The sequence below is a fragment of the Clostridia bacterium genome, assembly GCA_017554615.1.
Taxonomy (GTDB): domain Bacteria; phylum Bacillota; class Clostridia; order UMGS1840; family HGM11507; genus SIG450.
Genome location: JAFZHY010000022.1, coordinates 1 through 24,663, shown reverse-complemented (window position 1 = coordinate 24,663; position 24,663 = coordinate 1). Strand labels below are relative to the sequence as shown.

Below are 24,663 nucleotides of genomic sequence, written 5' to 3'. Positions count from 1 at the left end.
TTATCCCTCCTTAACTGCATTAAACGCACAATTTTCTACACAAGCACCACATTTGATACATTTAACCGGATCTATAACATATGGTTTCTTGATTTCTCCTGTAATTGCATTAACAGGACAGTTTCTTGCACATTTTGAACAACCTTTACAAAGATCTTTATCAATATAGAATGTTTTAAGAGCCTGACAGTCTCCAGCAGGACATTTCTTATCAACAACGTGAGCAAGATATTCATCTTTAAAATATTTCAGTGTGCTCTGGATAGGGAATGAAGCAGTTTTACCAAGACCGCAAAGAGCAGTACTTGAAATCATATCTGATAATTCTTCAAGTAAATCTATATCTTCTACTGTACCGTTTCCGCCAACAATTCTTTCTAAAATTTCAAGCATTCTCTTTGTTCCTTCACGGCATGGAACACATTTACCGCAAGATTCGTTCTGAGTAAAGTTCATAAAGAATCTAGATACTTCAACCATACATGTACTGTCATCCATAACAACAAGACCACCAGAACCTATCATTGCTCCAACTTTTTTAAGAGAGTCAAAGTCCATAGGTAAATCAAGATGCTCGTCAGGTAAACATAAGCAACCACCTGAAGGACCACCAATCTGAACAGCCTTAAATTCTTTTCCGCCTTTGATACCACCACCGATATCAAAGATAACTTCTCTTAATGTTGTTCCCATAGGAACTTCTATAAGACCTGTGTTAACCACATTACCTGTCAAAGCAAATGCTTTTGTACCAGGGCTGTTTTCAGTACCAATCTTTTTAAAGTTTTCTGCACCGTTTGAAATAATTATAGGAACATTTGCAAATGTTTCAACATTATTTAAAACAGTAGGTTTTCCGAAAAGACCTTTTTCAACAGTTCTTGGAGGTTTAACTCTTGGCATACCTCTTGAACCTTCTATTGATGCAGTAAGAGCGCTTCCTTCACCACATACGAATGCTCCTGCACCTTTATTAACATGAATGTCAAATGAGAAATCTGAACCTAAAATATTTTTACCAAGAAGTCCGTATTCTCTTGCTTTATCGATAGCAATATTAAGTCTGTTAACTGCAAGAGGATATTCTGCTCTAACATATACATAACCTTCAGAAGCACCTGTAGCAATACCTGCAATCATCATACCTTCAAGCATTTTGTGAGGGTCCCCCTCCATAATACTTCTGTCCATAAATGCTCCAGGGTCGCCTTCGTCCCCATTACATACAACATATTTGATTTCTTCTGTTTGTCTTTTAACCTGTTTCCATTTTCTTGCTGTAGGGAAGCCACCGCCGCCTCTACCTCTTAATTTGGAAATTTCAACTTCTTCGCAAATTTCGTCAGGTGTCATTTTAAACAATGCTTTTTCCAAGGCAGTATATCCGCCTTTTGCTATGTATTCTAATATATCTTCTGCATCGTTCTGACCACAGTTTGCAAGTACCATACGAGTCTGTTTTTTATAGAAAGGTATTTCTTCCTGACTCTGATATGTTTTATCGTTTAGTTTATATAAAAGTCTGTCAATTACTTCATCGTTTAAAATTGTTTTTTCAACAATTTCTGCAACATCTTCAGGCTTAACTTTTATATATAAAATTCCTAAAGGCTCAATTTTTAGAAGCGGACCCATTTCACAAAAACCATGACATCCACTCTTCTTTAAGCCGATATTATCTTCATGAGGTTCATGCTGAAGTTCAACGCAAACATCAATGTTTCTTTCTTCACAAAAAGCCTTGATTTTATCGTATATAATAAGTGAACCACCAGCAACACAGCCTGTACCACAACATACAAGAACTTTTTTCTTCTGTTTATTAAGAGTTTTAACTGCCTGTTCTCTTAAAGCAGTTAATTCGCTTAGTGAATTTATTTTAGCCATTGTTTGCTTCCCCCTCTCTGATTTCAGCCAGTAAGGCAATAGCTTTTTCCGGAGTCATAGAACCGTAAACTTTTTCATTAACCATAACTGCCGGTGCAAGACCACAAGCCCCTAAACATGAAACTGTTTCAACAGTAAACATCATATCATCGGTAGTATGCTTTTTATCTGATAATCCAAGTTCTTTTCTCAATGTTTCTAAAATTGGAATAGATTTTCTTACATGACATGCAGTACCATCGCATATTTTAATTATATATTTTCCTTTTGGCTCTAAAGAAAAGTTTTCATAGAAAGTTGCAACACCGTATACCTTTGCAATACTGATGTCAAGCCCTTTTGCTATATATTCTAAAATTTCCTGAGGCAAATAATGAAACTCTGCCTGTAAATCTTGCATAATAGCAATTAAAGACGACTGTTTTCTTCCATATGAGTCAATAACTTTGTCAGCAATACTGTAATCAATTTTACTCATATCCTATCCTCCTAAACATCTTTAAAAAATTTTAATGTTACATATTTAACAATCACTCCAATTATAACAAAATATTACAAAATAGTAAATATTATTTTTATTTTATAAATAACATAATCGAAATATATCAATTTAAGTCAGTTTTAGGTATAAAAAAAGCAGTTTAAATGGTTGGCATATTATTCTTTCCAACCACTTATAACTGCTTTTTAAGATTTGTGATTATTTTGTAAAATTTTTAATAACATCAGATATTGCCTGTGCAGTGATTTTTCCTGAAATTAAAGATTCTTCCATTGTATTTCCGTTTGTGCCGATTTCTATTATTAAAGACCCGTTTGTTGCATGTTGATTAAACCTTTCGCCTCTTATATTGATAGGTCTTGCAATATTAGGGAATAAGGCATTTAACCTTTCCTGACAGTGAATTGCAAACTTAAGGTTAGTCTTCCAGTTATCGTGTTTTAAGCCGCCACTGTTTGTTCCTACAACAAACATAACCTGAGATGCTTTTACATCATTAAAAGTATTGACTACTTTAAACACTTCCCCTTTATCCGTTATCATTGCATCTCTGTGTATATCAAGCACTATATTTATTGACGGATATTTATCAAGATAATAGTTTATTGTTTCTAAAGAATTTTTATAAGAATTATTAAATTTAGGAATATCATGCATTTTTTCCGAGTGAATTACATTTATTCCGTTCTCGGCAAAGATATTTTTCATTTCTTTACCGACTAACACGATATTTTTATTTACATCTTCGCTTCTGTCTGTAGGATTATAACTTTCGCTTCCGTGAGTATGAACTATCAACACCTGTGGTAATCCATCAGTATTTTTAATAAAAAAATCTTCGTTATACAAACTGTCAAGATTTATATTATAGGATGTTTTATTATCTATTCTTATTCCCTTTTTATCAAGATAATTACCCTTTTCATTTATTGATTTAACCGTAGTTTCAGTTGCAGGGTTATACTTTATATTTTCACTATCCTTTTTACTGCTTTCAAAAAATTCCTTTATTATTTTAGGAAGATAGTAATTATTACTTTCGTCTATATTTAAATATTCACTTTGCAAATAACTTTTTACGCTATGTATAAAACTTATTTTATCTGAAAATATTGCTCCTGGGTTAGATATATCTTCATTTAATAAAATACTTAAAACCTTTACAAACGAAATATTATTTTCTTTATTTGTATAGTCAAAAATAAGAGGAAAATTCTCAGATATTATAGACTTATTTAACGGATAACTTATAATCTTATCCAGAAACTCTTCCTTTTTTAAACTAAAAAATGCGCTTAGTATCAGTAAAAATGATAAAACTGTTATTAAAAAATAAGATGCTATTTTTCTAAGACTTATTATATAAGTTCTTGTAGTTTTCATATTACCTCTATGGAATTAGTAATTTCATTCCTTTTTTTACTTCGTTGCAATTTTCCATATTGTTTACTATAAGAATATCATCAACTGTTGTTTTATATTTTTTTGCAATATCCCAGAGTTTTTCATCTCCTGAACAGAAGAATACTTTTATTCCCTGCCCCATACTTTGCCCTGATGCTTCTTCTATATCAATATTTTTAATTATTTCCTGAGAAATACTTTTTTTGGCAGTTATTCTGTAATTAAAATTAATTCTTAACTCTATAACATTATCCGAAAGGATATTGTAAGAATGAGAATCTAATAAAAGTTTTAAATCACATACCGAGTTTTCCGTTTTGTCATTTAAAGGTATATTCTGCTCCATATTAAGCATTGCCTTTTCAAAATACATCTTATTATCGGTTGACATATATAAAACAGTTACATGTATATCCCCTTTTATTCCTGCAATCTGATTTATATTGGTTAACTTTTTAATTTCAGGCTTAATGTCTAAAAACAGTATTTTTTGAATGTCGCCTTTTGATTTTAGGGTAAAACTGTCCTTTGTAGAAAACTGACCTGATGTGTCGCATAAAATCAAATCATAGTCGTATGGTGCTTTTTCTAATTTAAGGTTATTGGTTAAACTGTATGCATCCACTATCGGTCTTATGGTCATCATTTCGTAGATTTTGCCACAAACAAGCAAATCACAACACACTTGTATTATTCTTTTTTCGTTATCGCTGTTTTCTTTTAAAATATAATTTAAGTTGCAAACTTCAACATCAAAATCTGACAATAAGTCTTCTTTTATACAGTCGCAATCTATAATTTCATTTACAGGAATTCCTAAATTTATACACTCTATCTCTTCTAAATCATCCCCGCTTCTGTACATTGTAAGAAACTCAAGGTTTGTACGAAGCGCAAATTTATTATTCATAAGTTTAAATTCTTTATTGGAAAGTTCAGGCTTGATTTTAAGTATTTCCGTAATGCTCATTTTTCCTGACGGAACTTCAATATTCTCATTTAATGAAATCTTTTTTTCAAAACAGTCAATAAGTTTTAAGGTGCTTATTTCCTTAGTATAAAATTTTATATCGTCTTCTTCTATTTTACTTATAAAATCTGTTTCCTCTTCGTTATAGGCTGTTGCAAAAAATTCAAGCATACATGCCACATTTATTTTTCTGCTGTTTAAAATTTCAGACGAAATTTTAACTATGTCGGTATAAAGATTTAAAATCATATTCTGTCTTAAATCCTGAAGTTCTAAAACATAGTTAAAACTCTTTATATTTTCTATGCTTTTTACACATTCAGGCTCTGTTGAAGATACATATAAAATTGTGAGTTTAACATTTCCGTTAATCACTGCCCTGTCCTGCATTATTTCCTTACCTGTAATACTTACAACCCCGTCAGTTGTAATTATAGATTTAATATCCGGTTTGGAATCGGGAACTATAATATCCCAATCAAAATTCTGGCTCTGGTTAGTTTTGGACTTACTTTTCAAATTCTTTATACTTTCATTTTGAAAATTCATAATAATACCTCCATTTATTTTTTATTAAATAATATGATGGACAAATTATAAATATTCAAAAATAAAAGAATTTAGAGAGCATTTAATCATATATTTATTTTAGAGGTGATTAGATGATATATGTGTTTGGAAAGAAAAATTGTATATTAGTAGGTTCGTTAGTAATACTCTTTGTTTTAATATCTGTAACCTATAACAGTGTTTTAAAAAGCACTTGCGCAAATATTATATCAAATACAATTATAATTGATCCAGGGCATGGTGGAGAAGACAGTGGTGCATTAGGAATTACCGGTGTAAAAGAAAAAGATTTAAATCTTAATATTTCAATAAAATTAAAGGAAGAACTATTAAAAAGAGGCTTTAATGTTATTATGACAAGGGATACAGACACAATGTTAAATGACAGGATGCCAAAAAGAAGAAAATTTCAGATTTAAAAAACAGGGTAAAACTTGCAAACAACTATCCAAATTGCATTTTTTTAAGTATACATATGAATTACTTTGATGATAAAAATCAAAAAGGTGCACAGGTTTTTTATTCAGACAACAATAAGGAAAATTTACTTATTGCAGAGTGTATTCAAAAACATTTAAAAGAAAATCTTGATAAGAAAAATAACAGAGAGGCAAAAAAATCAAAGGATAATATTTATATCTTAAAAAAAATTGAGTCCCCTGCCTGTTTAATCGAATGTGGTTTTATATCCAACCCTAACGAAGAACAAATGCTTTCAAAAGACGAATATCAGTTAAAAATTGTAAAAGCAATATCAGACGGTATTTTTGAATACATATCTTTATAAAAAAATATTGTATAATTTTATTTGCTGTGTTATAATAGGTAATTAGCGAGGTGAAACCAATGATAAATAACATATTCAATATAAATTCCTTAAACCACCTTACTATGTCAGGTGTAGATTTATGTGATATGGCAAACAAATATAAAACTCCTTTATATATAATGGATGAAAACCTTATCAGAAATAATATAAGAAGTTATAAAAACGCTTTGGATAAAAATTATGATGACGGTTTAGTTCTTTATGCTTCAAAAGCCTTTTCCTGCCTTTATATGTATAAACTGGCAAAAGAAGAAGGCATTGGGGTTGATGTTGTTTCAGGTGGAGAACTTTACACTGCTCTTAAGGCAGATTTTCCTGCTTCTAAAATATACTTTCACGGAAACAACAAAACCGAAGATGAACTGTATTTTGCCATAAGTAACAATGTAGGAAGAATAGTTGTAGATAATATATACGAACTTGAAAATATAGATAATATTGCAAAGAAACTAAATAAAAAAGTTTCTGTTCTATTTAGAATCAAACCTGGAATTGATGCACATACTCACGATTTTATTATGACAGGTCAGATAGACTCTAAATTTGGCTTTGCATTAGAAAACGGAGAAGCATTAGAAATTATAAAAGAATCTAAAAAATTCACTAATATAGATGTGTGTGGAATACACTGCCATATTGGTTCTCAGATATTTGATTTAGAGCCTTTCGAAAAAACTGCAGAGGTAATGCTTAACTTTTTTGCAGATATTAAGGAAGAATTATCTGTTGAACTTAAAGAACTTAATTTAGGTGGCGGATTTGGTATAAAATACACTGAAAATGACGACCCTATCGAATATGGCGAATATATAAAGAGTGTTGCAGTTATTATAAACAAAATATGCAATGAAAGGAACATCAATAAGCCAAAAATAATTATGGAGCCTGGGCGTTCAATAGTCGGCGAAGCAGGTGTTACACTTTATACTGTCGGTGCTGTTAAGGATATTAAAAATGTAAGAAAATATATATCTGTTGACGGTGGTATGGCAGATAATCCAAGATATGCACTATACGAAGCAGAATATTCAATGGCTGTTGCAAATGCGATGGATAGGCTTCCTTTTGAGAAAGTTACTATTGCAGGAAAATGCTGCGAATCGGGAGATATAATTGCAAAGGATATTTTAATGCCCAAAATTTGTGTCGGTGATTTATTATGTGTATTCTCTACCGGTGCATATAACTATTCTATGGCAAGTAATTATAACCGTATACCTAAACTTCCTGTTATAATGATTAAAGACGGTAAAGACAAAGTAATTATAAAAAGAGAAACATACGAAGATATTATTAAAAATGATATTTTAGAAGACTGATTTTATCAATTAATCGAACTTATTTTAAAGTTCGATTATATATGCCCTCATAGTTAAATGGATATAACAGTCCCCTCCTAAGGGACAGTTACAGGTTCGATTCCCGTTGAGGGTGCCATATGCCGACAAGAAAATAAAAAATCTTGTCGGTTTTATCTAATAATTTTTACAATTAAGAAGAGGTTTTAATTATGAGAATTGCAGTTACTTTTAAAGACAATCAGATATTTAATCATTTCGGACATACCCAATACTTTAAAATTTATGATGTGGAAAATAACTTTATTACAAACTCTTTTATACTACCTACTGACGGTGCAGGTCATGGGGCGCTTAAAGATTTTCTTAAGATGAACAATGTTGACATTGTTATATGCGGAGGAATTGGTTCGGGTGCTCAGAATGCTTTAAAAGAAGCAGGAATTACTTTTTTTGGTGGTGTAACAGGCTCTGCTGACGATGCAGTTATGGCATATCTTGATAAAAAACTTATATTCGACCCATTTGTTAAATGCAATCACTCTCACGACCATAATCATTCATGCGAATCAGGAACTTGCAAATAATATAAAATTACATAAAAGGAGAAATTAAAATGGAAATTAAAATACTTGCAAAAGTTAATGGCTCCCCTATTACATCACAGGATGTTGATACAGAGCTTAAAATGCTTGGCCAGAGAGGTCAGGATTATGATAACCCTCAGGGAAGAGAAATTATTTTAGAACAAATCATATCAAGAAAACTTTTCTTACTTGATGCTATGAAAAACAACTATGAATATAACCCTGTATTCAAAGAAGAACTTCAGAAATTAAAGGAAGACTTACTTGCAAACTTTGCTATTACAAAAGCAGTAGAAAATGTTAAAGTTACCGAACAGGATGTAAAAGATTTTTATGAAAACAATAAAGAAAAAATGATAAATCCTGAAACTGTTTCTGCAAGTCATATTCTTGTTGAAGATGAAGAAAAAGCAAAAGAGTTATTAGAAGAAATAAACTCAGGAAAAATATCATTTGAAGAGTGTGCTAAAGCGAACAGTTCCTGCCCATCTTCTCAGAATGGCGGAAACCTTGGCCAGTTTACAAAAGGACAGATGGTTCCTGAATTTGATAATGCTGTATTCTCAATGAGCGTTGGGGAAATTTTGGGCCCTGTTAAAACTCAGTTCGGATATCACATAATTAAACTTAATTCTAAAAACGAAGCAGCAAAAATTCCTTTTGAAGATGTTAAAGACAGTATTTTTGTTCAGCTTACAACAGAAAAACAACAGGCGGCTTATAAATCTAAAGTAAATCAACTTAAAATTATGTTCCCTGTTGATAAATTTTAATCTATATAAAAACCTCTGAAATTATGCCGAGTGTTCTTTGGATCACTCGGCAGTTTTATTCGCATTGTTGCGAGTTATATTGCTTTGCAGTGATATTTGACTAACGTCAAGTGATATTCGCTCTGCGAGTTATTAAGGTGAATAAAATATGACACTGACCAAGTCAGCATATCACTATACAAGCAAAAATATAAACCTCACAATATTCTTAATTCTTAACTTTTAAAAATATCGTGAGGTTCCTATCTTAAAAAATTTATATTTTCTTACCTTTTTGCTAAATTGTGATTAGAGTATCTGTTATCATTTGTTACTTCGCATATAACAAATTCAGGAATTTCAAATTCTTCATTTTCGTTTTGAAGTTCTATCTCGGCTAAGATTATACCTGAGTTTTTCCCTTCAAAAACATCAATTTCCCACTTTTTATCCTTGTAATAATAAATATACCTTGTTTTTTCTAAAACTTTGCCATCGCAGGTATTTTCAAGGAGGGATAAAGCATCATCATACGGAATTTCATATTCATATTCTAATCTTTTTATATTAGTCTTTCTGAACTTAACGGTTATATATCCTTTATCGTTAAATGTTCTTACTCTGACAACTTTACCATTTCCTGAAAGAATATATCCTTGCTTGATTTTAACTTTATCTTTGGCAAGTTTTTCATCAAATTCTTTTACTAAGAATTTTCTTTCTATTTCATAATTCATAACGCACCTCATACAAAAGGGTTGAACCTTCTGTTCAACCCCATATATATTATTTAATAACTCTTACTCTGATAACACCATCAATGCTTTCTATATCTTTTATAACAGCATCGCTCACATCAGTTGTAACGTCTAACATAGTATATGCAACATCATTTCTGCTTCCGTTAATCATACTTTCAATATTAAGTCCGTCTTTTGCAAGTTGATTTGAAATCTGGCTTAACATATTAGGAATATTCTCATGGATAACAGTTATTCTTACATCTGTTGTTCTTGGCATAGAAACTTTCGGGAAGTTAACGGAATTAACTATATTACCGTTTTCCAAAAAGTCCATAATCTGTTTAACTGCCATAACTGCACAGTTATCTTCTGCTTCAGGAGTAGATGCTCCAAGATGAGGAATAGAAACAACATTTTTATATGTACTAAGATTATTATTAGGAAAATCGCATACATATTTTGCCACTTTTTCATCATCTATTGCAGATTTAATTGCTTCAGGGTCAACAAGTTCTGCTCTAGAGAAATTAAGAATTCTCACTCCGTCTTTCATCTGTGCAATAGTCTGTGTGTTAATCATTGATGCAGTATCTTTATTATATGGTAAATGAAGAGTGATATAATCACATGTTTCATAAATTTCTTTTAAATCAGTTGCTCTTTTAATAGATTTTGAAACGCTCCAAGCCGCTTCAACTGAAATGAACGGGTCGTATCCTACAACTTCCATTCCAAGATGACGAGCAGCATTAGCCACAAGAACACCAATAGCGCCAAGACCCACTACACCAAGTTTTTTACCTAAAATTTCAGGGCCTGTGAAAGCACCTTTACCACTTTCAACATCTTTTGCAATCTGATCAGAATTAAGTGTTTCTGCCCATTTAACCCCTTCAACAATGCCTCTTGATGCAAGGAACAACCCTGCAAGAACAAGTTCTTTAACTGCGTTGGCATTTGCACCAGGAGTGTTAAATACAACAATACCGTCTTTCGCACATTTATCAACAGGGATATTATTAACCCCTGCCCCTGCTCTGCCTATTGCAAGTAAAGATTTAGGCATAGTATAGTCATGCATATTAAAACTTCTTAATATAATTCCGTCAGGATTTTCTATATTATCAGAAATTTTATAGTCAGATGAAAATTTACTAAGACCAACCTTAGAAATTTTATTTAATGTTAAAATATTACTCATTTTTTATCACCACTTATAATTTCAAACTATTTATTTTCCATTTCAAATTTCTTCATAAAGTCAACTAATTTACTAACACCTTCTATTGGCATAGCATTGTAGATACTTGCTCTCATACCACCAACGCTTCTGTGCCCTTTAATGTTAACAATTCCGTTTGCTTTTGCTTCTTTTACAAATTTATCGTCAAGTTCAGGATTACCTGTAACAAAGGTTGCATTCATTAAAGAACGGTCTTCTTTTTCGACACAGCCTTTAAACATATTTGACTCGTCAAGGTAATCATATAAAATCTTTGCTTTTTCAATATTTATTTTTTCAATATTAGATACACCACCAATGCTTTTTATCCATTCAAGAACAAGGCCGCACATATAAATACTGTATGTAGGAGGTGTGTTATACATTGAATCATTTTTAGCATGAACACTGTAATCAAGCATTGTAGGAGTTATAGGAAGAGCGTTTCCTATTAAATCTTCTCTGATGATTACAACGGTTAAACCTGCAGGGCCGATGTTTTTCTGAGCACCTGCATATAAAAGGCCAAATTTAGAAACGTCAAGGCTTTCAGATAATATACATGATGAAATATCTGCAACAAGCGGAACACTTCCTGTATCAGGTATGTAATTATATCTTGTACCGTAAATTGTATTATTAAGTGTTATATGAACAAAGTCAGCATCTTTGGAAAAATCGCTGTTTGTTAACTTTGGAATATATGAAAATGTTTTGTCCTTACTTGAAGCAACAATATTGGCATTACCGAATTTTGCGCCTTCTTCTGCTGCTTTACCTGCAAACTGACCTGTAACAACATAGTCTGCTTTCATATTCTTTCCGTATAAATTAAGAGGAATCATAGCAAACTGAGTTGATGCACCACCCTGTAAGAATAAAACTTTATAATTCTTAGGAATGTTCATCAGTTCATAAAACATTTCATTTGTTTTATAAATTATTTCTTCATAATCTTTTGAACGGTGGCTCATTTCCATAACCGACATACCACTATTTCCATAGCATGTAAGTTCAGAAGCTGCTTTTTTTAGCACTTCAAGAGGTAATGATGATGGGCCTGCCGAAAAATTAAATACTCTTTCCATAAAATATCCTTCTTTTCTTAATAAAATTATTCTTTATTATACACCAAATAAAAAGTATAGTCAATCAAAAATGTAATATTTTGACTAACTTAATAACCCAAATGTTTAGTTGACTTTTAAAGTTAAAATATGTAAAATATAAAAAGGTGATAAAAATGAACCAAAACTATATGAAATATGCAATAGACGAGGCAAAAAAGGCATATAACAAGGGAGAAATTCCTGTTGGTGCAATAATAGTAAAGAACAATAAAATTATAGCATCTTCCCATAACCTTAAAGAAACAAACAATAACCCTCTTCATCATGCGGAAATACTTGCCATTAAAGAAGCAGTTAAAACAACAAAAAACTGGAGACTAAATGACTGCGATATGTATGTTACCTTAGAGCCTTGCGTTATGTGTGCAGGTGCTATTTTAAACGCAAGAATAAGAAATTTATATTTTGGCGCATATGATTATAAATTCGGAGCGTGTTTTTCTAATGATAATATATTTATAACAAATAAAAATATGTGCTTAACCACTGTTTACGGTGGGATAATGGAAGAAGAATGTAAAAAAATTATAGATGAGTTTTTTAATAGCATAAGATAAGCCGGAGGTTACATCCCTCCGGCTTTATTATATTAAATTTGATAAAATATGATTTGATACTGAAATTCCTTTTTTGGTAAAAGAAAGAGTGTTGTTATTAAACTTCATATATCCTGAATCTATATATTCCTTTATTAACTTATCTTTTTCTTTAATTAAGTCAATACCGTATCTATCCTTTAAATCATCAGTTTTTATTCCGTCTATCTTTCTTAAACCTGTTATAATATAATCTTTATAAAGTTCTTTATTATCTTCCTTGTTTTCTTCAAAAATCGGCTTTTTTTCCATTTTTAAACTTAGTATATAACTATCTAAATCAGAGTAGTTTGACCATCTTTTATTTTCAAAAAACGAATGTGCACCAAGACCGAAACCTAAATAATCTTCCATAGACCAGTATTTTAAATTATGCTTACACTCATATCCAGGTTTTGAAAAATTTGATATTTCGTATCTTTTATATCCACTAAGCATTTCATCAAGACTCTCAAACATTCTTCTTTCCACATCTTCGTCAGGATAAGACAAGTCCATAGTAAAAAAAGGAGTGTTTTCTTCTATAATAAGAGAATATGAAGAAATATGTGCAGGGTTTAGTTTTTTAACCTCATCCATTGTATAAGAAAAACTATCAAATGTCTGATACGGTATGCCAAACATTGTGTCAACATTTATATTTGAAAAACCACAGTCTGTTACCATTTCATAACTTTTTAAAAAGTCGTAATGATTATGAATTCTTCCTAAAATTTTAAGTTCATTATCATTTGCAGACTGCATACCGATACTTATGCGGTTTATTCCATAGTCTTTATATGCTCTAAGTTTCTCTTTAGTTAGTGTTTTAGGGTTAGCCTCAATAGTAACTTCACATTCTTTGTCTAAATTTATTAAAGAAAGAATTTCGCCTATATATTTATAATCTGCGACAGTAGGTGTGCCTCCACCAATAAACACAGTATCAATTTTTTTGGTTTTTAATATATCTGAATACATTAAAATTTCCTTTTTAAGCATTTTAAAGTATTCGCTGTGGTCATTTAAAGGAAAAGACGCAAAATCGCAATAATTACATTTTTTAATACAAAACGGAATGTGGATATAAACTCCAAGATTCATCATAGTTTAAGAACCGACATAAATGCTTCCTGAGGAAGTTCAACAGACCCCACCTGACGCATTCTCTTCTTTCCTTCTTTTTGTTTTTCCAAAAGTTTTTTCTTTCTTGTGATATCCCCACCGTAACATTTAGCAAGAACGTCTTTTCTCATAGCCTTAACAGTTTCACGCGCTATGATTTTATTTCCTATCGCTGCCTGAATAGGTATTTCAAAAAGTTGGCGAGGGATAACTTCTTTTAGTTTTTCTGCCATTCTTCTTCCTCTGCCATATGCTTTTTCAGTATGAACAATAAAAGAAAGAGCATCCACTACATCACCATTTAACAAAATATCAAGTTTTACAAGTTTTGATTCCTTATATCCACACAACTCATAATCAAAAGATGCAAAACCTCTTGTTTTTGATTTTAAGGCATCAAAGAAATCATACACAATTTCATTAAGCGGCATTTCATAGTGCAGTTGGGTACGGGTACTGTCTAAATATTTCATATCTATATAAGTACCTCTTCTGTCCTGACAAAGTTCCATTATATTTCCTACAAATTCGGTAGGTGTTATAATAATTGCCTTTACAATAGGCTCTGCCATTGATGCAATTTCTGACGGGTCAGGTAAATTGGTAGGGTTATCTATATCCATTTGGGTACCGTCAGTTTTATTTATTTTATAGATAACGCTTGGAGCAGTTGTTATAATATCAAGGTTATATTCTCTTTCTAACCTTTCCTGAATTATCTCCATATGAAGAAGACCTAAAAATCCGCATCTGAAACCAAAGCCTAAAGCCACAGATGTTTCTGCTTCAAAAATAAGTGCTGCATCGTTAAGTTGCAACTTTTCAAGCGCATCTCTTAAATCGTTGTATTTTGAACCGTCTGCAGGATAAATACCACAAAAAACCATAGGGTTAACTTTTTTATAACCAGGTAAAGGTTCTTTTGCAGGGTCTTGAGAAAGTGTAACAGTATCGCCCACACGGGTATCTTTAACATTTTTGATACTTGCAGCAATATATCCAACTTCTCCTGCTTTTAGGGAGCCACTGTTATATGTTCCGTCAGGCTCTAAATATCCTGCTTCTGTAACCACAAATTCTTTTTTGGTATTCATAAGTTTTATAGTCTGCCCAACGCTCACGCTTCCGTCAACCACACGGACCATAATTATAACGCCTTTATAACTGTCATAATAAGAGTCAAAAATAAGTGCTTTTAACGGTGCATTTTCATCCCCATCCGGTGCAGGAACATACTCTATTATTTTCTCAAGAACTTCCTCGATATTTGTTCCCATTTTAGCAGAAATAAGGGGTGCGTGTTGCGCCTCTATTCCAATAATATCTTCTATCTCGTCTTTAACCTCCTGGGGTCTTGCGCTCGGTAAGTCAATTTTATTTATAACAGGTACAATCTCAAGGTTATCTTCTACTGCAAGATAGGTATTTGCAAGAGTCTGCGCTTCTATTCCCTGAGATGCGTCAACAACCAATATAGCACCTTCACATGCAGCAAGGCTTCTTGAAACTTCATAGTTAAAGTCAACATGCCCCGGTGTATCAATTAAATTAAGAACATATTCTTTACCGTCTTTGGCTTTATAGTCCATTTTTACTGCTCTTGCTTTAATTGTGATGCCTCTTTCCTGCTCTAATTCCATATTATCTAATAGTTGCTCTTTCATATCTCTTTTTGCTACCATTCCGGTATGCTCTAAAAGCCTGTCTGCAAGAGTAGACTTCCCATGGTCTATATGAGCAATAATTGAGAAATTTCTGATATTTTCCTGATTAACTGACATATTAAATTCCTTTCAAAGTTATATAAGTAAATAAGCCAGGTTTTTTATCGTCCGACTTTTTATTATTATAAGATATTCTATATTATTATAACAAAATAAAAAACAAATGTAAACAAAAAATTAGACGGTAAATATGTTAAAACACTTTACCGTCATTGATACACTACTACTCTATATAGTGCTTGGTTTTATATATCTGATATAAATCGGCGAACTCTTTTCCACCGTCGTTCTTAATATGGTTAAGATATTCATGAACTTCAAAGGAATCGTTTGAAACCTCGATAACACATACACCGATATTGGAACAATGGTCGGATATTCTTTCAAAACTGTTAAGTAAATCGGATAATATAAACCCTAATTCCATTGTGCAATCGCCATGTGTAAGACGGGATATATGACCTGCTTTGATTTTTCTGTTAATTCTGTCTATAACCTGTTCCAAAGGTTCAACATGCTTTGCAAGTTCGGTATCTTCTTCGGTAAGAACTTTAAAAGTAAGTTCAATAATTTCAGAAACTGCACCTATGATAATTTTTAAATCTTTAATTGCCCTGTCGGAAAAACTGATTTTTTTATCATCAATTTCCTTTAATGTTTTTGCAATATTAAAACTGTGGTCAGATATTCTTTCAACATCTCCTATTGAGTGAAGAAGCTGAGTTACTGACTGGCTTTCTTTAACTGACATCTGCTTAGCAGATATTTTTACAAGATATGTTCCTACCTTATCTTCGTATTTATCAACTAAAGTTTCTAATTCCTTTATTTTATCATACTTTTTAGCGTCATATTTATCAAGTAGTTCAGTCGCTATTTTATATGTATCATATGTGATTTTTAACATATCACATACAAGGTCTTTACTTTTTTCAACTGCAAATGCAGGAACGGATAAAAATCTTTCGTCAAGTGTATCGAATATATCTTTTTCCTTTTCTTCCTTTTTGGATGTTACTGTTTTAAGAGCAAGTTTTTCTATAAAACCACAGAAAGGAATAAGTACTATTGTAGAGAAGATATTAAACAATGTATGAACAATAGCAATATCAGTAGCAGAAGCATTTAAATTCATAAATTCAAATGGGAAGAAAATATGAAGTATATAAAATATACCCATAACTATAACAACGCCAAGCATTTTAATATATAAACATGACATTGCCACTCTTTTTGATTCAGTATTTCCGCTTATCGAAGATATAATCGGAGTGATAGTTGTACCGATATTCTGCCCCAATACAACAGGAATGGCAATAGCAAAAGGAATGTTACACGATATAGCCAAAGCCTGAAGCACACCGACAGAAGCCGATGAAGATTGAATTATCGCTGTAAAAACAGTACCTACAAGTATGCCCATAACAGGGTTTGAAAACATAGTAAGTATATTTGTAAAACTTTCATTTTCCTTAAGGCCTGATACTGCACCACTCATAGCATTCATTCCAAACATTAAAATAGCAAAACCTATAAGAATATTTCCTGTGTTTTTCTTACTGTCAGTCTTCGCAGTCATACTCATCAAAAGCCCGACAGCAGCAAGTACAGGTGTAAAAGATTCAGGTTTAAGAAGTTTAAAAAGCATTGCTGTACCACTTATTTCAGCAGTACTAAGCAGCCATGCAGTAACAGTTGTACCTATATTTGCACCCATTATAATACTTATAGTTTGCCTTAGTGTCATAATTCCGGAGTTAACAAACCCAACCAACATAACTGTTGTTGCAGATGAAGACTGAATTATGGCTGTAACAATAAAGCCTAAAAAGAACCCTTTAAATCTGTTGGATGTAAGTTTTCCTAAGATTGATTCTAATTTTCCCCCTGCAAGTTTTTTAAGACTGTCTCCCATAAGTTCCATTCCATAAAGAAACAGTACCAATCCTCCTATAAGACTGAGTATGCTGTAAATATCCATTTTTATCCTCCGTGCTATTTCTCGTTGCTTGAAAATCGAAGATATTATAGCATAAATAACTGTAATAATCAATATAAAGGATGAATTTATTACATTTTTTTACATAAAACTTCAAAGTAATAGCCTATCTCTTAAAAAAGTGATAGGCTAATTTATCATTTATTTGAAATTTCTATGTCTATATCAGTTGAACCAATGTAAACATCACGGTTTGAGTCAATGGTGTGGTATTTTATAATTGTATAGTCAGGATATTTATATATCTGGCTTCCCCCATCCTTATAAACAAGTTCAGGAATAACGCCATCAGATACATCCTGATTTGCCTTTGCAATTAATCCGTGTAAAGTAATTCTTCCATTGGCTATTGCTTTTTCAAGCGGCATTGTAAAGCCTTTAATGGTTATCATCACTTTATCCAAACCATAGTAATAAAGGTTAGTATCCACTATATGACCAAATGAAGTAAAACTCTTAATATCATCCTGACTTAATATAAGTCTTTTATGCTTTTCTCCTGATGGATAAACTTTTATTTCAAACTCACAAAAACCCTCTGTTGATATATCTTGAGTTTTTATAAGTTTCATACCGTCATTTATTTGTTCGGGGGTACCCTCAAAATATATAACAACATTTCTGCCTTTTCCATAGAGAAAATCTATATGGTCTGTTCCATATTCAACCTTAACTTTTTCGCCCATATCTATATCGGCTTTGTCTTTTACAGGCTCTACTATCATATATGTCGTTGTTTCTTCTATAACCTTACCTACAAAACTATGTTTATATTCTTTGTTTGATAAAGGATAATCATTCACAGGAGGAACATACTGTTTACCCCACGTTGAAAAAACAACGGGTTTGTTTTCATCCATTCTTTTATGGTCTATTATATAGAGTGTACCAAAAACAACAGGAAATATTAAAACAAAGCACAGTATCGGATATAAAACTTTTTTCACCGTTTTTCCTCCTTATGAAATGGCATGTCCGCCGACATTATAATCTGTCCATGTTCCCATTTGTGGCCAGGATGCAGAGCAATCTGTAAATAAGTATGCACCAAGTCCGCTACGCCATTTTACTGCATCAAATTTAATCACACGAAGTCCGTTATACTTCTCTTCAGCCTTCATGCTATCTGTAATCGAAAAGAGGATTCCATCTTCAAAATAATATGGCATATCTCCCTTTAGATACCCTTGTTCAGCGAGTTCTTCATACGAAAGCTGTAAACATTGTTTATCGTGTGCTTTTGCAAATATATAACTGATTGCCGACTTTTCGCCCTCTGTCAGTTCTCCGGGCGCCTTGCTTAAATCAACACTAATATATTTTATATCGCCATTAAGTCCTGCATCAATTTCCCATAAATCCTCAAGCACTTTTAAGTAAAGACCACTCAGGTCATAAAGTGAACCACCAGGATTTCTTTGAGTTCCGATAGAATGACCGTTAATGAATTTACAGAAAGATATAATATCAATGGGTACACCTTGCTTTTGAGGAACGTTATCAAAATTGCCCTCATAATAAACATCTATCGGCATACCATCTTCTAAATCTTTAAGTTCTGCCTTTTTGCCATCTATTAAAATATCAACTTTGTTCGCATCAAGAGCATATATAAAACTATTTTCTGCTCCGGCAAGGATAAGGTTTCCGCTTTCTACACCATCAATAATTTTAAATGTTTTATGTTCGTACTTTTCATCTAGATATGATACCTGATTTTCCACAGGTCCATTTACACCTATTTTCGCACCATCACATCCTGATAGAATTACAACGCATAAAATCATGTATAGAATAAAAAACTTTTTCATCAACCTCACCCTTTCATTTTTAGTAATATTACTTTTAACCATCAATACCGTCTTCAATAATAATTTCATTTATAATATCATTATCTATATAAAAAAATATTCTCTTAAATCCAATATCATTTTGGGGGTCAAATACGTAGTAACTTTTTTCTATTGACCAGGAATATTCCAAATCATTTTTGTATGAATCTATTAGTTTTGACACACTATCTCCTACACCGATATCTCTTATAGTCTTATAAACAGGAGATTTTGTAGATATTTTATTTATCACGCTTTTATTGTTGTCAGAAAGCAAAGTCTTAATTTCTATATCACTATATTTGTGTATTGTCCATTTAAAACCATCTCCTGCCCCATATTCCACGCTTAATGGCTCTATATTTAACTTTTCTATATCTGAATTTAACTCAATTATATTAGTTTTTGAAACAAGGCAAAATTCAGATTTTGTTTCTAACTGTTTTTCTTTGCCACCAATAGTGGTATATATTTTATCATTGGTTGCTTCGGGAAGATATAAATTCTTTTTATCCTCTTTACATCCTGTAAATACTATCAAGACTATTATTGTAAAAATAATTATTGCATATCTTTTCATTATAGCCCCCCTTTTCTAAAATCGGCTTAATTAAAATATAAATAGCGTATATACTGCTATTTATATTGAGAATAAACTAAGTCAAATTACTTCTCATACTCATCAATCAGTAATTTTCCACACTCAGGACAATGTTTTGGAATTTCTCCGCGAACATTCATAAGAGAATATCCACAATAGGGGCAAATGCAGTAAATAAAGGCTTGAATTAAGGCAAGAATAAATATAATAAAACCAACTGCCATAAAGCCACCTGTTATCTTTTCATTTTCAAAACCTATTCCAAGAGCCATAATAAGAATACCTATCGCAAAGCCTATCCACATTAAAATTCTGCTTTTTCTAAAATTCATATAATTAGCCCCTTGTTTTCAATTTAATAACAATAAATTTAACTACTTCAAGAATAGAAAATGCTAAAGATAAAAAAGAATACATCCACAATATTAAACCTGGTAATTCACTACCGTGTGTATGTATGTTGGGAATAATACACCATAATATCATACAAACAACAATCATTAGCATAGTTAAAATATATGTCTTTCTTCTTTTCCAACTCATTATGCCAAATATTAAGCCAATAATTATTGGCAAAACGTAGAGACAAAAAACATTAAAGTAAATTTGTGCCATTTTGTTCAGCTCCCTTTTAGAGTTTTATCCTTTGATTATTTATCTTTCTTCTTTGATACCAGATACCTTGTGATGGTAAATACAAGTGTAAACACAATTACAAATAAGACAATATAAAATATCTTTCCCAAGTGAGGTTTTTCAAGAAAAGGCAATCTTCCCATTGCCAAGGGATTATCAATCATCAGCGGTAACCCAAGCCTTTGACGGCGTTCCTGTTCTGCTTCAAAATATTTTCCCTCATTAAGATATTTTTCAAAGCGTTCCCACATATCCCCTTGTATATTTTTCAGTTTAATGCCTGAAATTTGACTATTTTCAACTTCAAATATGTCTGTGGGGTTGTGTTCATCAAAGTATGTAAAAAGATAAACATTACCCTCTTTAACCTTAAAATTGCCAACTGTATTAGGGTTATAATATGTAAGTTTACCCCCTGTTTTAACGTCTCCTTTAATTACAAAAATGGGCGATAATTCTATATCGGGTTTTTCCTTATCAGGATGGTAATAAACAACCTCTGCAAAGAAAATCTGCGCATCGTCTGAGTGCAATAAATCTTCAGGAATACTTCCTGCAAAAGCGCTTATTGGCATTGATAATAAAAATATTGTTATAAATATAAAACTAATTAACTTTTTCATAATCAGACCACCCTATCTTAAAACTTTGTTTTTGTAGCAAATGAGATTATTATTTCAATTACCCCGCAAAAGCGTATAAATAATCTGCATTGTTTTGGTGTATATTTTGTTTCTAAATTATGTGGATATATAGGATATATCAGCAATATAATACCTAAACTTGCCAAAATCAGATTATGTAAAATTGAAGATTTAACAAAGAACATATTTAACGAGCCTAAAATCAAGGAAGTTACAAACCAATATACAAACAGTTTAGAAAATGTTATTTTATTTTTCATATTGCATCCCTCCTTATTCAGTGCAGTAGAAGTATATCGTTACTAATTTTTAATTTGCAACATTAAATTCACCATAGTATCTTCTGACACCTAATCCACTTTGTCCGGCAATCATTTCACCATATTTGCCTTGCATTAACTCTAAAAATAAATCAACTTTCTGATTATTTTCGCCATCACGAATTACTGCATAGTAATTTGTTGTATATGGGTAGGTTCCATCTGAAATAGTTTCTTCAGTTGGTGCTATACCGTCGATACTTAAGAATTTTAAATCAAGCGGACCAAGCACAGAAGAATTTACTAAATAGTAATAGAACAAACTATACCCCATAGCATAATTACCATCATTATTTCTGTTATAATCATCAACATCTGTAAGAATACTTGACATCATAATAGAAGTGCGTTCCTTTAATATATTTTCATTTATTTGTTTTCCGTTAAGAATAAACTTTTCCATTTGAGCATGGCTTCCGCTATCTTCATTTCTGCAATAAGCAGCAAGAATACCATCATCTCCGCCAACTTCATTCCAATTTGTTATTTTGTTATCAACATAAATATCGTGAAGTTGATTAGTGGTAATATTATTAACCTTATTATTTGTTCCGGTAAAGAAAACAAGTGCCTCTTTTGCAATCGGTACAAACTTAAGTTTTACATTCTTTTCTTTTGCATATTTTAATACCTCTTCTCCTGCGTCAGGAACGAATATCATTTCAACCTCTCCGTCAATCAGGCGTTTATATGATGCAACTGTTTTACTGTGTGCTTTTGGAAAATCGGGATGATTTTTAGAGTTATGGTAATATGAACTATATATATTCTGTGTTATTGGATAGGTTGATGTAGACCCATCTAAAACGGGTATTTCTATTTGAGGAGCATCTTCACGCTCTATTGCCGGTGCATTATTATTAAAGAATATACGAATAAACTGATATAAGAACTCACAACATTCAATTCTTGTTACACTTCTTTTTGGATAGAAATAATATTCATCATCAGAGGTATCCATAAAATCATGGTCAATAAGGTCATACCAGATATGATATCCGTTAGCCTTGAGTATCTTAAAAGACTCTTTGGCATAATCTGTAATTTCCTCATAGTCTATCCACATAGAGTAATCATAATCTTTTTCTTCATCAATCATTCCAAAATCGGAAAGCATACAAAAAGCCATATCAACAACTTCTTCACGGGTAACAGATGAATCGGGATTAAAATTTTTACTCTTTTTAAATATGCCCCTTTCCACAAGAGACATAATTTGTTCTTTTGCCCAATGGTTCTCAGGCACATCTTTAAAGCAAGATTTAGTGTCTGTTCCCGTAATATTGAACAATTTTGCAAAGGCTGATGCCATTTCAGCTTTTGTAAGTTCATTATCAGGCTTAAAGCCACCGTCTTCAAAGCCTGTTAAAAGTCCTCTTGAAGTAATTTCGCCTATATAGGAATCATATTTATATTTTTCTCCCAAATCGTTATAAGGTGAATTATACGGTTCTTTGGTAATAGTAAAGTCTCTGTTTTTTTGAATAAAAGCATAACTGTATCCGTCAAGAGGTCCTATTGCAAAAGGAATCAACTCATTCGTTTCCTTATCCCTTGCAATATATACAGTATCACTGCCATAGTCATAGCCTTCTTCTGATTTTATGTATTTGATAGTATTTTCATTTTGCACATTTGCGCCTTCATCCATATTTATAACAAAATAGGCTATACTACCTATAACCAAGATTATTACACCTAAAACTATGATCAATATTCTTTTTTTCATAAACAACACCCCCTGTTATTTATTAGACTTAAAATTTACGGTAAAAGTTTCCACTTTTTAAAAGTCAGATAAAATCCCTACATATCCAGTTTCTTCTATAATATATTGTCCTTCGTCTGATAATATAAAATCAAGAAGTTTATCTACATTTTCATTTATTTGCTCTTCATATGTAACTGCATATATTGGAGTTACTACCGAGTAACTTCCGTTTTTAATATTTTCACTACTTGGCTTTACACCGTCAATAGAAACCATTTTAATATCAGGGTTTTTTATAATACCCTCAACATAAAATCTAAAAGAAAAACCGATAGAATTAGTCCTATTCTTATAGTTGGAAACTCTTTCTATAATACCTGCCATTAAGTCGTTTATAAGTTCTTTTGGTGCATCCATTATAGGAACATCTCCCATAAATCTTTTAAGCATACTTTGGCTTCCGCTTCCTTCGTTTCTCTGGAACGCTTCAATTTTTTCATTTTTTCCGCCTACTTGTTTCCAGTTTGTTATCTTGCCTGAATAGATACCCTGAATTTGCTCGGTTGTAAGATTTTCGACAGGGTTATCCTTATGCACAAAGAAAACAAACGCTTCATTACCTATAGGTGTGTATTTAAATGTTGTATTACATTCTTTTGCATATTCTTTCTGCTCATCCGACGGGTACACACCGATAAAAACATCCGTTTGTTTTTCGGCTAAAAGTTTGTAGCCATCAGGTGTGTTATTATATTGAAAAGCCTCATTATCGTAAAGTCTTACTGTATCAGGATAAACAGCATGTACAAATGCTGAATACACAGGAAAAAGTGCCGCTGCACCATCAATTTTCGGCAAATTATCTTTCAACTTTAATGTTTTACTGTCTATCTTTACTATTTTTGAATCTTCCTCAAACGGAAAATACTCAGAAACTTTTATGTTTGGAGATGTGTTTATTGTAATGCTTTCATCATATTTTATCATCCCATAGTTAATACCAAGTGCTATAAGATAAATAACAAAAATTATCAGCCAGATAAGAAAAATTTTCTTTCTCTTTTTAAACCAGATTAAAGCAAAAAGTAAAGACGGAATAATAAACGCTCCGATAAGTGCTATAATCATATTTATTCCCTCTGAGGAAAGGATAAGCATTGATAACAAGGCAGAATACGCACTGACAAAAATTACGCCTATTGTTAAAATAACTTTAAGTACCATAATAAATATCTCCTTATTCTCTGTCTTTAGTTCATCTCGCCTTTTCCATACATAAACGCCGTATATTCCATAAAAGAGTATCAGTATAACACCAAGAGGAAGTTCAATGTTAATAACTTGCCCCGTATACTGTGTACTCATATAAATCATATATATTGCAGGAATTAACCCTAAAACACTTCCTAAGAAGAACCCTTTATGAAGTAATAAAGCAGATAACCAGAAGCAAATCATCCAGAATAAAATCATCGGCATTATTAAACTTGCTCCTGTTAAACTCATAATAAGATAAAAGGCTGTAAATAAAACTGCAGGAATATATCCTATAAATTTTTTCATATCTAATCTCCTTTCGACAATATCCGATATCCTTACTAT

Annotated in this window: 24 protein-coding genes and 1 tRNA gene; 7 read left to right on the top strand and 18 right to left on the bottom strand. The window is 31.8% G+C overall.

The features are described from left to right. From IKZ35_04900 to IKZ35_04885, 4 genes are all read right to left on the bottom strand, one after another. Nucleotides 1-1,887, bottom strand: a complete 1,887-nt coding sequence (locus IKZ35_04900; GenBank protein ID MBR4893297.1) for an NADH-quinone oxidoreductase subunit NuoF — start codon at nt 1,885-1,887, stop codon at nt 1-3. Beyond that, the gene (locus IKZ35_04895; protein MBR4893296.1) at nt 1,880-2,365 is read right to left on the bottom strand and encodes an NAD(P)H-dependent oxidoreductase subunit E; all 486 of its coding nucleotides are present in this window, start codon (nt 2,363-2,365) and stop codon (nt 1,880-1,882) included. The genes IKZ35_04900 and IKZ35_04895 overlap by 8 nt, the downstream gene beginning before the upstream one ends. Nucleotides 2,366-2,587: 222 nt before the next feature. Continuing rightward, complete coding sequence (locus IKZ35_04890; protein MBR4893295.1) at nt 2,588-3,772, bottom strand: stage II sporulation protein P; 1,185 nt, start codon at nt 3,770-3,772, stop codon at nt 2,588-2,590. A gap of 7 nt (nt 3,773-3,779) precedes the next feature. Further along, nucleotides 3,780-5,312 carry a DUF3794 domain-containing protein gene (locus tag IKZ35_04885; protein ID MBR4893294.1) on the bottom strand — a complete coding sequence of 511 codons (1,533 nt, stop codon included), beginning with the start codon at nt 5,310-5,312 and terminating at the stop codon, nt 3,780-3,782. A 113-nt stretch (nt 5,313-5,425) separates the two neighbouring features. On the opposite strand from IKZ35_04885, the gene IKZ35_04880 reads away from it, so the two are divergent. The 6 genes from IKZ35_04880 to IKZ35_04855 all read left to right on the top strand — a co-directional run bounded on the left by IKZ35_04880 (nt 5,426) and on the right by IKZ35_04855 (nt 8,820). Then, on the top strand, nt 5,426-5,752 hold the full coding sequence (locus IKZ35_04880) for an N-acetylmuramoyl-L-alanine amidase (protein ID MBR4893293.1): 327 nt from the start codon (nt 5,426-5,428) through the stop codon (nt 5,750-5,752). After that, a complete protein-coding gene (locus IKZ35_04875) occupies nt 5,740-6,120 on the top strand; it encodes an N-acetylmuramoyl-L-alanine amidase (GenBank protein ID MBR4893292.1) in 381 nt (126 codons plus the stop codon). The genes IKZ35_04880 and IKZ35_04875 overlap by 13 nt, the downstream gene beginning before the upstream one ends. A gap of 59 nt (nt 6,121-6,179) precedes the next feature. Continuing rightward, on the top strand, nt 6,180-7,481 hold the full coding sequence (lysA, locus tag IKZ35_04870) for a diaminopimelate decarboxylase (GenBank protein MBR4893291.1): 1,302 nt from the start codon (nt 6,180-6,182) through the stop codon (nt 7,479-7,481). Nucleotides 7,482-7,524: 43 nt separating this feature from the next. Further along, nucleotides 7,525-7,599: transfer RNA gene (locus IKZ35_04865), tRNA-Arg, on the top strand. A 73-nt stretch (nt 7,600-7,672) separates the two neighbouring features. After that, a complete protein-coding gene (locus IKZ35_04860) occupies nt 7,673-8,047 on the top strand; it encodes a NifB/NifX family molybdenum-iron cluster-binding protein (GenBank protein MBR4893290.1) in 375 nt (124 codons plus the stop codon). A 101-nt stretch (nt 8,048-8,148) separates the two neighbouring features. Then, nucleotides 8,149-8,820 carry a peptidylprolyl isomerase gene (locus IKZ35_04855; GenBank protein MBR4893289.1) on the top strand — a complete coding sequence of 224 codons (672 nt, stop codon included), beginning with the start codon at nt 8,149-8,151 and terminating at the stop codon, nt 8,818-8,820. Nucleotides 8,821-9,086: 266 nt separating this feature from the next. Here the strand turns inward: IKZ35_04855 and IKZ35_04850 are convergent, their stop codons facing one another. Genes IKZ35_04850 through serC form a run of 3 tightly spaced genes read right to left on the bottom strand, consistent with a single transcriptional unit; the run spans nt 9,087 to nt 11,852 of the window. Then, nucleotides 9,087-9,536 (bottom strand): CYTH domain-containing protein, encoded by a 450-nt coding sequence (locus tag IKZ35_04850; GenBank protein MBR4893288.1) that lies wholly within the window; start codon nt 9,534-9,536, stop codon nt 9,087-9,089. Nucleotides 9,537-9,585: 49 nt separating this feature from the next. Next, the gene (locus tag IKZ35_04845) at nt 9,586-10,743 is read right to left on the bottom strand and encodes a phosphoglycerate dehydrogenase (GenBank protein MBR4893287.1); all 1,158 of its coding nucleotides are present in this window, start codon (nt 10,741-10,743) and stop codon (nt 9,586-9,588) included. A 26-nt stretch (nt 10,744-10,769) separates the two neighbouring features. Then, a complete protein-coding gene (gene serC, locus IKZ35_04840) occupies nt 10,770-11,852 on the bottom strand; it encodes a 3-phosphoserine/phosphohydroxythreonine transaminase (protein MBR4893286.1) in 1,083 nt (360 codons plus the stop codon). Nucleotides 11,853-12,007: 155 nt separating this feature from the next. Here serC and IKZ35_04835 point away from each other — a divergent pair, with 155 nt between their 5' ends. Beyond that, on the top strand, nt 12,008-12,451 hold the full coding sequence (locus IKZ35_04835; protein ID MBR4893285.1) for a nucleoside deaminase: 444 nt from the start codon (nt 12,008-12,010) through the stop codon (nt 12,449-12,451). A gap of 27 nt (nt 12,452-12,478) precedes the next feature. On the opposite strand, the gene hemW is transcribed toward IKZ35_04835, so the two are convergent. The 11 genes from hemW to IKZ35_04780 all read right to left on the bottom strand — a co-directional run bounded on the left by hemW (nt 12,479) and on the right by IKZ35_04780 (nt 24,624). After that, nucleotides 12,479-13,576 carry a radical SAM family heme chaperone HemW gene (hemW, locus tag IKZ35_04830; protein ID MBR4893284.1) on the bottom strand — a complete coding sequence of 366 codons (1,098 nt, stop codon included), beginning with the start codon at nt 13,574-13,576 and terminating at the stop codon, nt 12,479-12,481. Further along, entirely contained in the window at nt 13,573-15,375 is a 1,803-nt protein-coding gene (gene lepA, locus IKZ35_04825) for a translation elongation factor 4 (GenBank protein ID MBR4893283.1), read from the bottom strand. The genes hemW and lepA overlap by 4 nt, the downstream gene beginning before the upstream one ends. 166 nt (nt 15,376-15,541) lie before the next feature. Next, nucleotides 15,542-17,299, bottom strand: a complete 1,758-nt coding sequence (locus IKZ35_04820) for a Na/Pi cotransporter family protein (GenBank protein MBR4893282.1) — start codon at nt 17,297-17,299, stop codon at nt 15,542-15,544. A gap of 155 nt (nt 17,300-17,454) precedes the next feature. After that, a complete protein-coding gene (locus IKZ35_04815) occupies nt 17,455-18,264 on the bottom strand; it encodes a hypothetical protein (protein MBR4893281.1) in 810 nt (269 codons plus the stop codon). 12 nt (nt 18,265-18,276) lie between these two features. Then, nucleotides 18,277-19,128, bottom strand: a complete 852-nt coding sequence (locus IKZ35_04810; protein ID MBR4893280.1) for a hypothetical protein — start codon at nt 19,126-19,128, stop codon at nt 18,277-18,279. 34 nt (nt 19,129-19,162) lie between these two features. Continuing rightward, the gene (locus IKZ35_04805) at nt 19,163-19,729 is read right to left on the bottom strand and encodes a hypothetical protein (protein ID MBR4893279.1); all 567 of its coding nucleotides are present in this window, start codon (nt 19,727-19,729) and stop codon (nt 19,163-19,165) included. Between the two features lie 86 nt (nt 19,730-19,815). Next, complete coding sequence (locus IKZ35_04800) at nt 19,816-20,082, bottom strand: hypothetical protein (GenBank protein ID MBR4893278.1); 267 nt, start codon at nt 20,080-20,082, stop codon at nt 19,816-19,818. 318 nt (nt 20,083-20,400) lie between these two features. Next, on the bottom strand, nt 20,401-21,009 hold the full coding sequence (locus tag IKZ35_04795; protein MBR4893277.1) for a hypothetical protein: 609 nt from the start codon (nt 21,007-21,009) through the stop codon (nt 20,401-20,403). Nucleotides 21,010-21,026: 17 nt separating this feature from the next. Next, nucleotides 21,027-21,290: a hypothetical protein gene (locus IKZ35_04790; GenBank protein ID MBR4893276.1), complete on the bottom strand. Its 264-nt coding sequence runs from the start codon at nt 21,288-21,290 to the stop codon at nt 21,027-21,029. Between the two features lie 49 nt (nt 21,291-21,339). Beyond that, nucleotides 21,340-23,079, bottom strand: a complete 1,740-nt coding sequence (locus IKZ35_04785; GenBank protein MBR4893275.1) for an S-layer homology domain-containing protein — start codon at nt 23,077-23,079, stop codon at nt 21,340-21,342. Nucleotides 23,080-23,136: 57 nt separating this feature from the next. Further along, the gene (locus IKZ35_04780) at nt 23,137-24,624 is read right to left on the bottom strand and encodes a substrate-binding domain-containing protein (GenBank protein MBR4893274.1); all 1,488 of its coding nucleotides are present in this window, start codon (nt 24,622-24,624) and stop codon (nt 23,137-23,139) included. Between the last annotated feature and the right edge of the window lie 39 nt (nt 24,625-24,663).

Coding starts and splice junctions, on each gene's coding strand:
- IKZ35_04860 (MBR4893290.1), top strand. CDS start 7,673: ATGAGAATTGCAGTTACTTTTAAAGACAATCAGATATTTAATCATTTC.
- IKZ35_04880 (MBR4893293.1), top strand. CDS start 5,426: ATGATATATGTGTTTGGAAAGAAAAATTGTATATTAGTAGGTTCGTTA.
- IKZ35_04895 (MBR4893296.1), bottom strand. CDS start 2,365: ATGAGTAAAATTGATTACAGTATTGCTGACAAAGTTATTGACTCATAT.
- IKZ35_04900 (MBR4893297.1), bottom strand. CDS start 1,887: ATGGCTAAAATAAATTCACTAAGCGAATTAACTGCTTTAAGAGAACAG.
- lepA (MBR4893283.1), bottom strand. CDS start 15,375: ATGTCAGTTAATCAGGAAAATATCAGAAATTTCTCAATTATTGCTCAT.
- IKZ35_04780 (MBR4893274.1), bottom strand. CDS start 24,624: ATGAAAAAATTTATAGGATATATTCCTGCAGTTTTATTTACAGCCTTT.
- IKZ35_04805 (MBR4893279.1), bottom strand. CDS start 19,729: ATGAAAAGATATGCAATAATTATTTTTACAATAATAGTCTTGATAGTA.
- IKZ35_04850 (MBR4893288.1), bottom strand. CDS start 9,536: ATGAATTATGAAATAGAAAGAAAATTCTTAGTAAAAGAATTTGATGAA.
- hemW (MBR4893284.1), bottom strand. CDS start 13,576: ATGATGAATCTTGGAGTTTATATCCACATTCCGTTTTGTATTAAAAAA.
- IKZ35_04800 (MBR4893278.1), bottom strand. CDS start 20,082: ATGAATTTTAGAAAAAGCAGAATTTTAATGTGGATAGGCTTTGCGATA.
- serC (MBR4893286.1), bottom strand. CDS start 11,852: ATGGAAAGAGTATTTAATTTTTCGGCAGGCCCATCATCATTACCTCTT.
- IKZ35_04785 (MBR4893275.1), bottom strand. CDS start 23,079: ATGAAAAAAAGAATATTGATCATAGTTTTAGGTGTAATAATCTTGGTT.
- lysA (MBR4893291.1), top strand. CDS start 6,180: ATGATAAATAACATATTCAATATAAATTCCTTAAACCACCTTACTATG.
- IKZ35_04835 (MBR4893285.1), top strand. CDS start 12,008: ATGAACCAAAACTATATGAAATATGCAATAGACGAGGCAAAAAAGGCA.
- IKZ35_04885 (MBR4893294.1), bottom strand. CDS start 5,312: ATGAATTTTCAAAATGAAAGTATAAAGAATTTGAAAAGTAAGTCCAAA.
- IKZ35_04810 (MBR4893280.1), bottom strand. CDS start 19,128: ATGAAAAAGTTTTTTATTCTATACATGATTTTATGCGTTGTAATTCTA.
- IKZ35_04845 (MBR4893287.1), bottom strand. CDS start 10,743: ATGAGTAATATTTTAACATTAAATAAAATTTCTAAGGTTGGTCTTAGT.
- IKZ35_04795 (MBR4893277.1), bottom strand. CDS start 21,009: ATGAAAAAGTTAATTAGTTTTATATTTATAACAATATTTTTATTATCA.
- IKZ35_04790 (MBR4893276.1), bottom strand. CDS start 21,290: ATGAAAAATAAAATAACATTTTCTAAACTGTTTGTATATTGGTTTGTA.
- IKZ35_04820 (MBR4893282.1), bottom strand. CDS start 17,299: ATGGATATTTACAGCATACTCAGTCTTATAGGAGGATTGGTACTGTTT.
- IKZ35_04890 (MBR4893295.1), bottom strand. CDS start 3,772: ATGAAAACTACAAGAACTTATATAATAAGTCTTAGAAAAATAGCATCT.
- IKZ35_04855 (MBR4893289.1), top strand. CDS start 8,149: ATGCTTGGCCAGAGAGGTCAGGATTATGATAACCCTCAGGGAAGAGAA.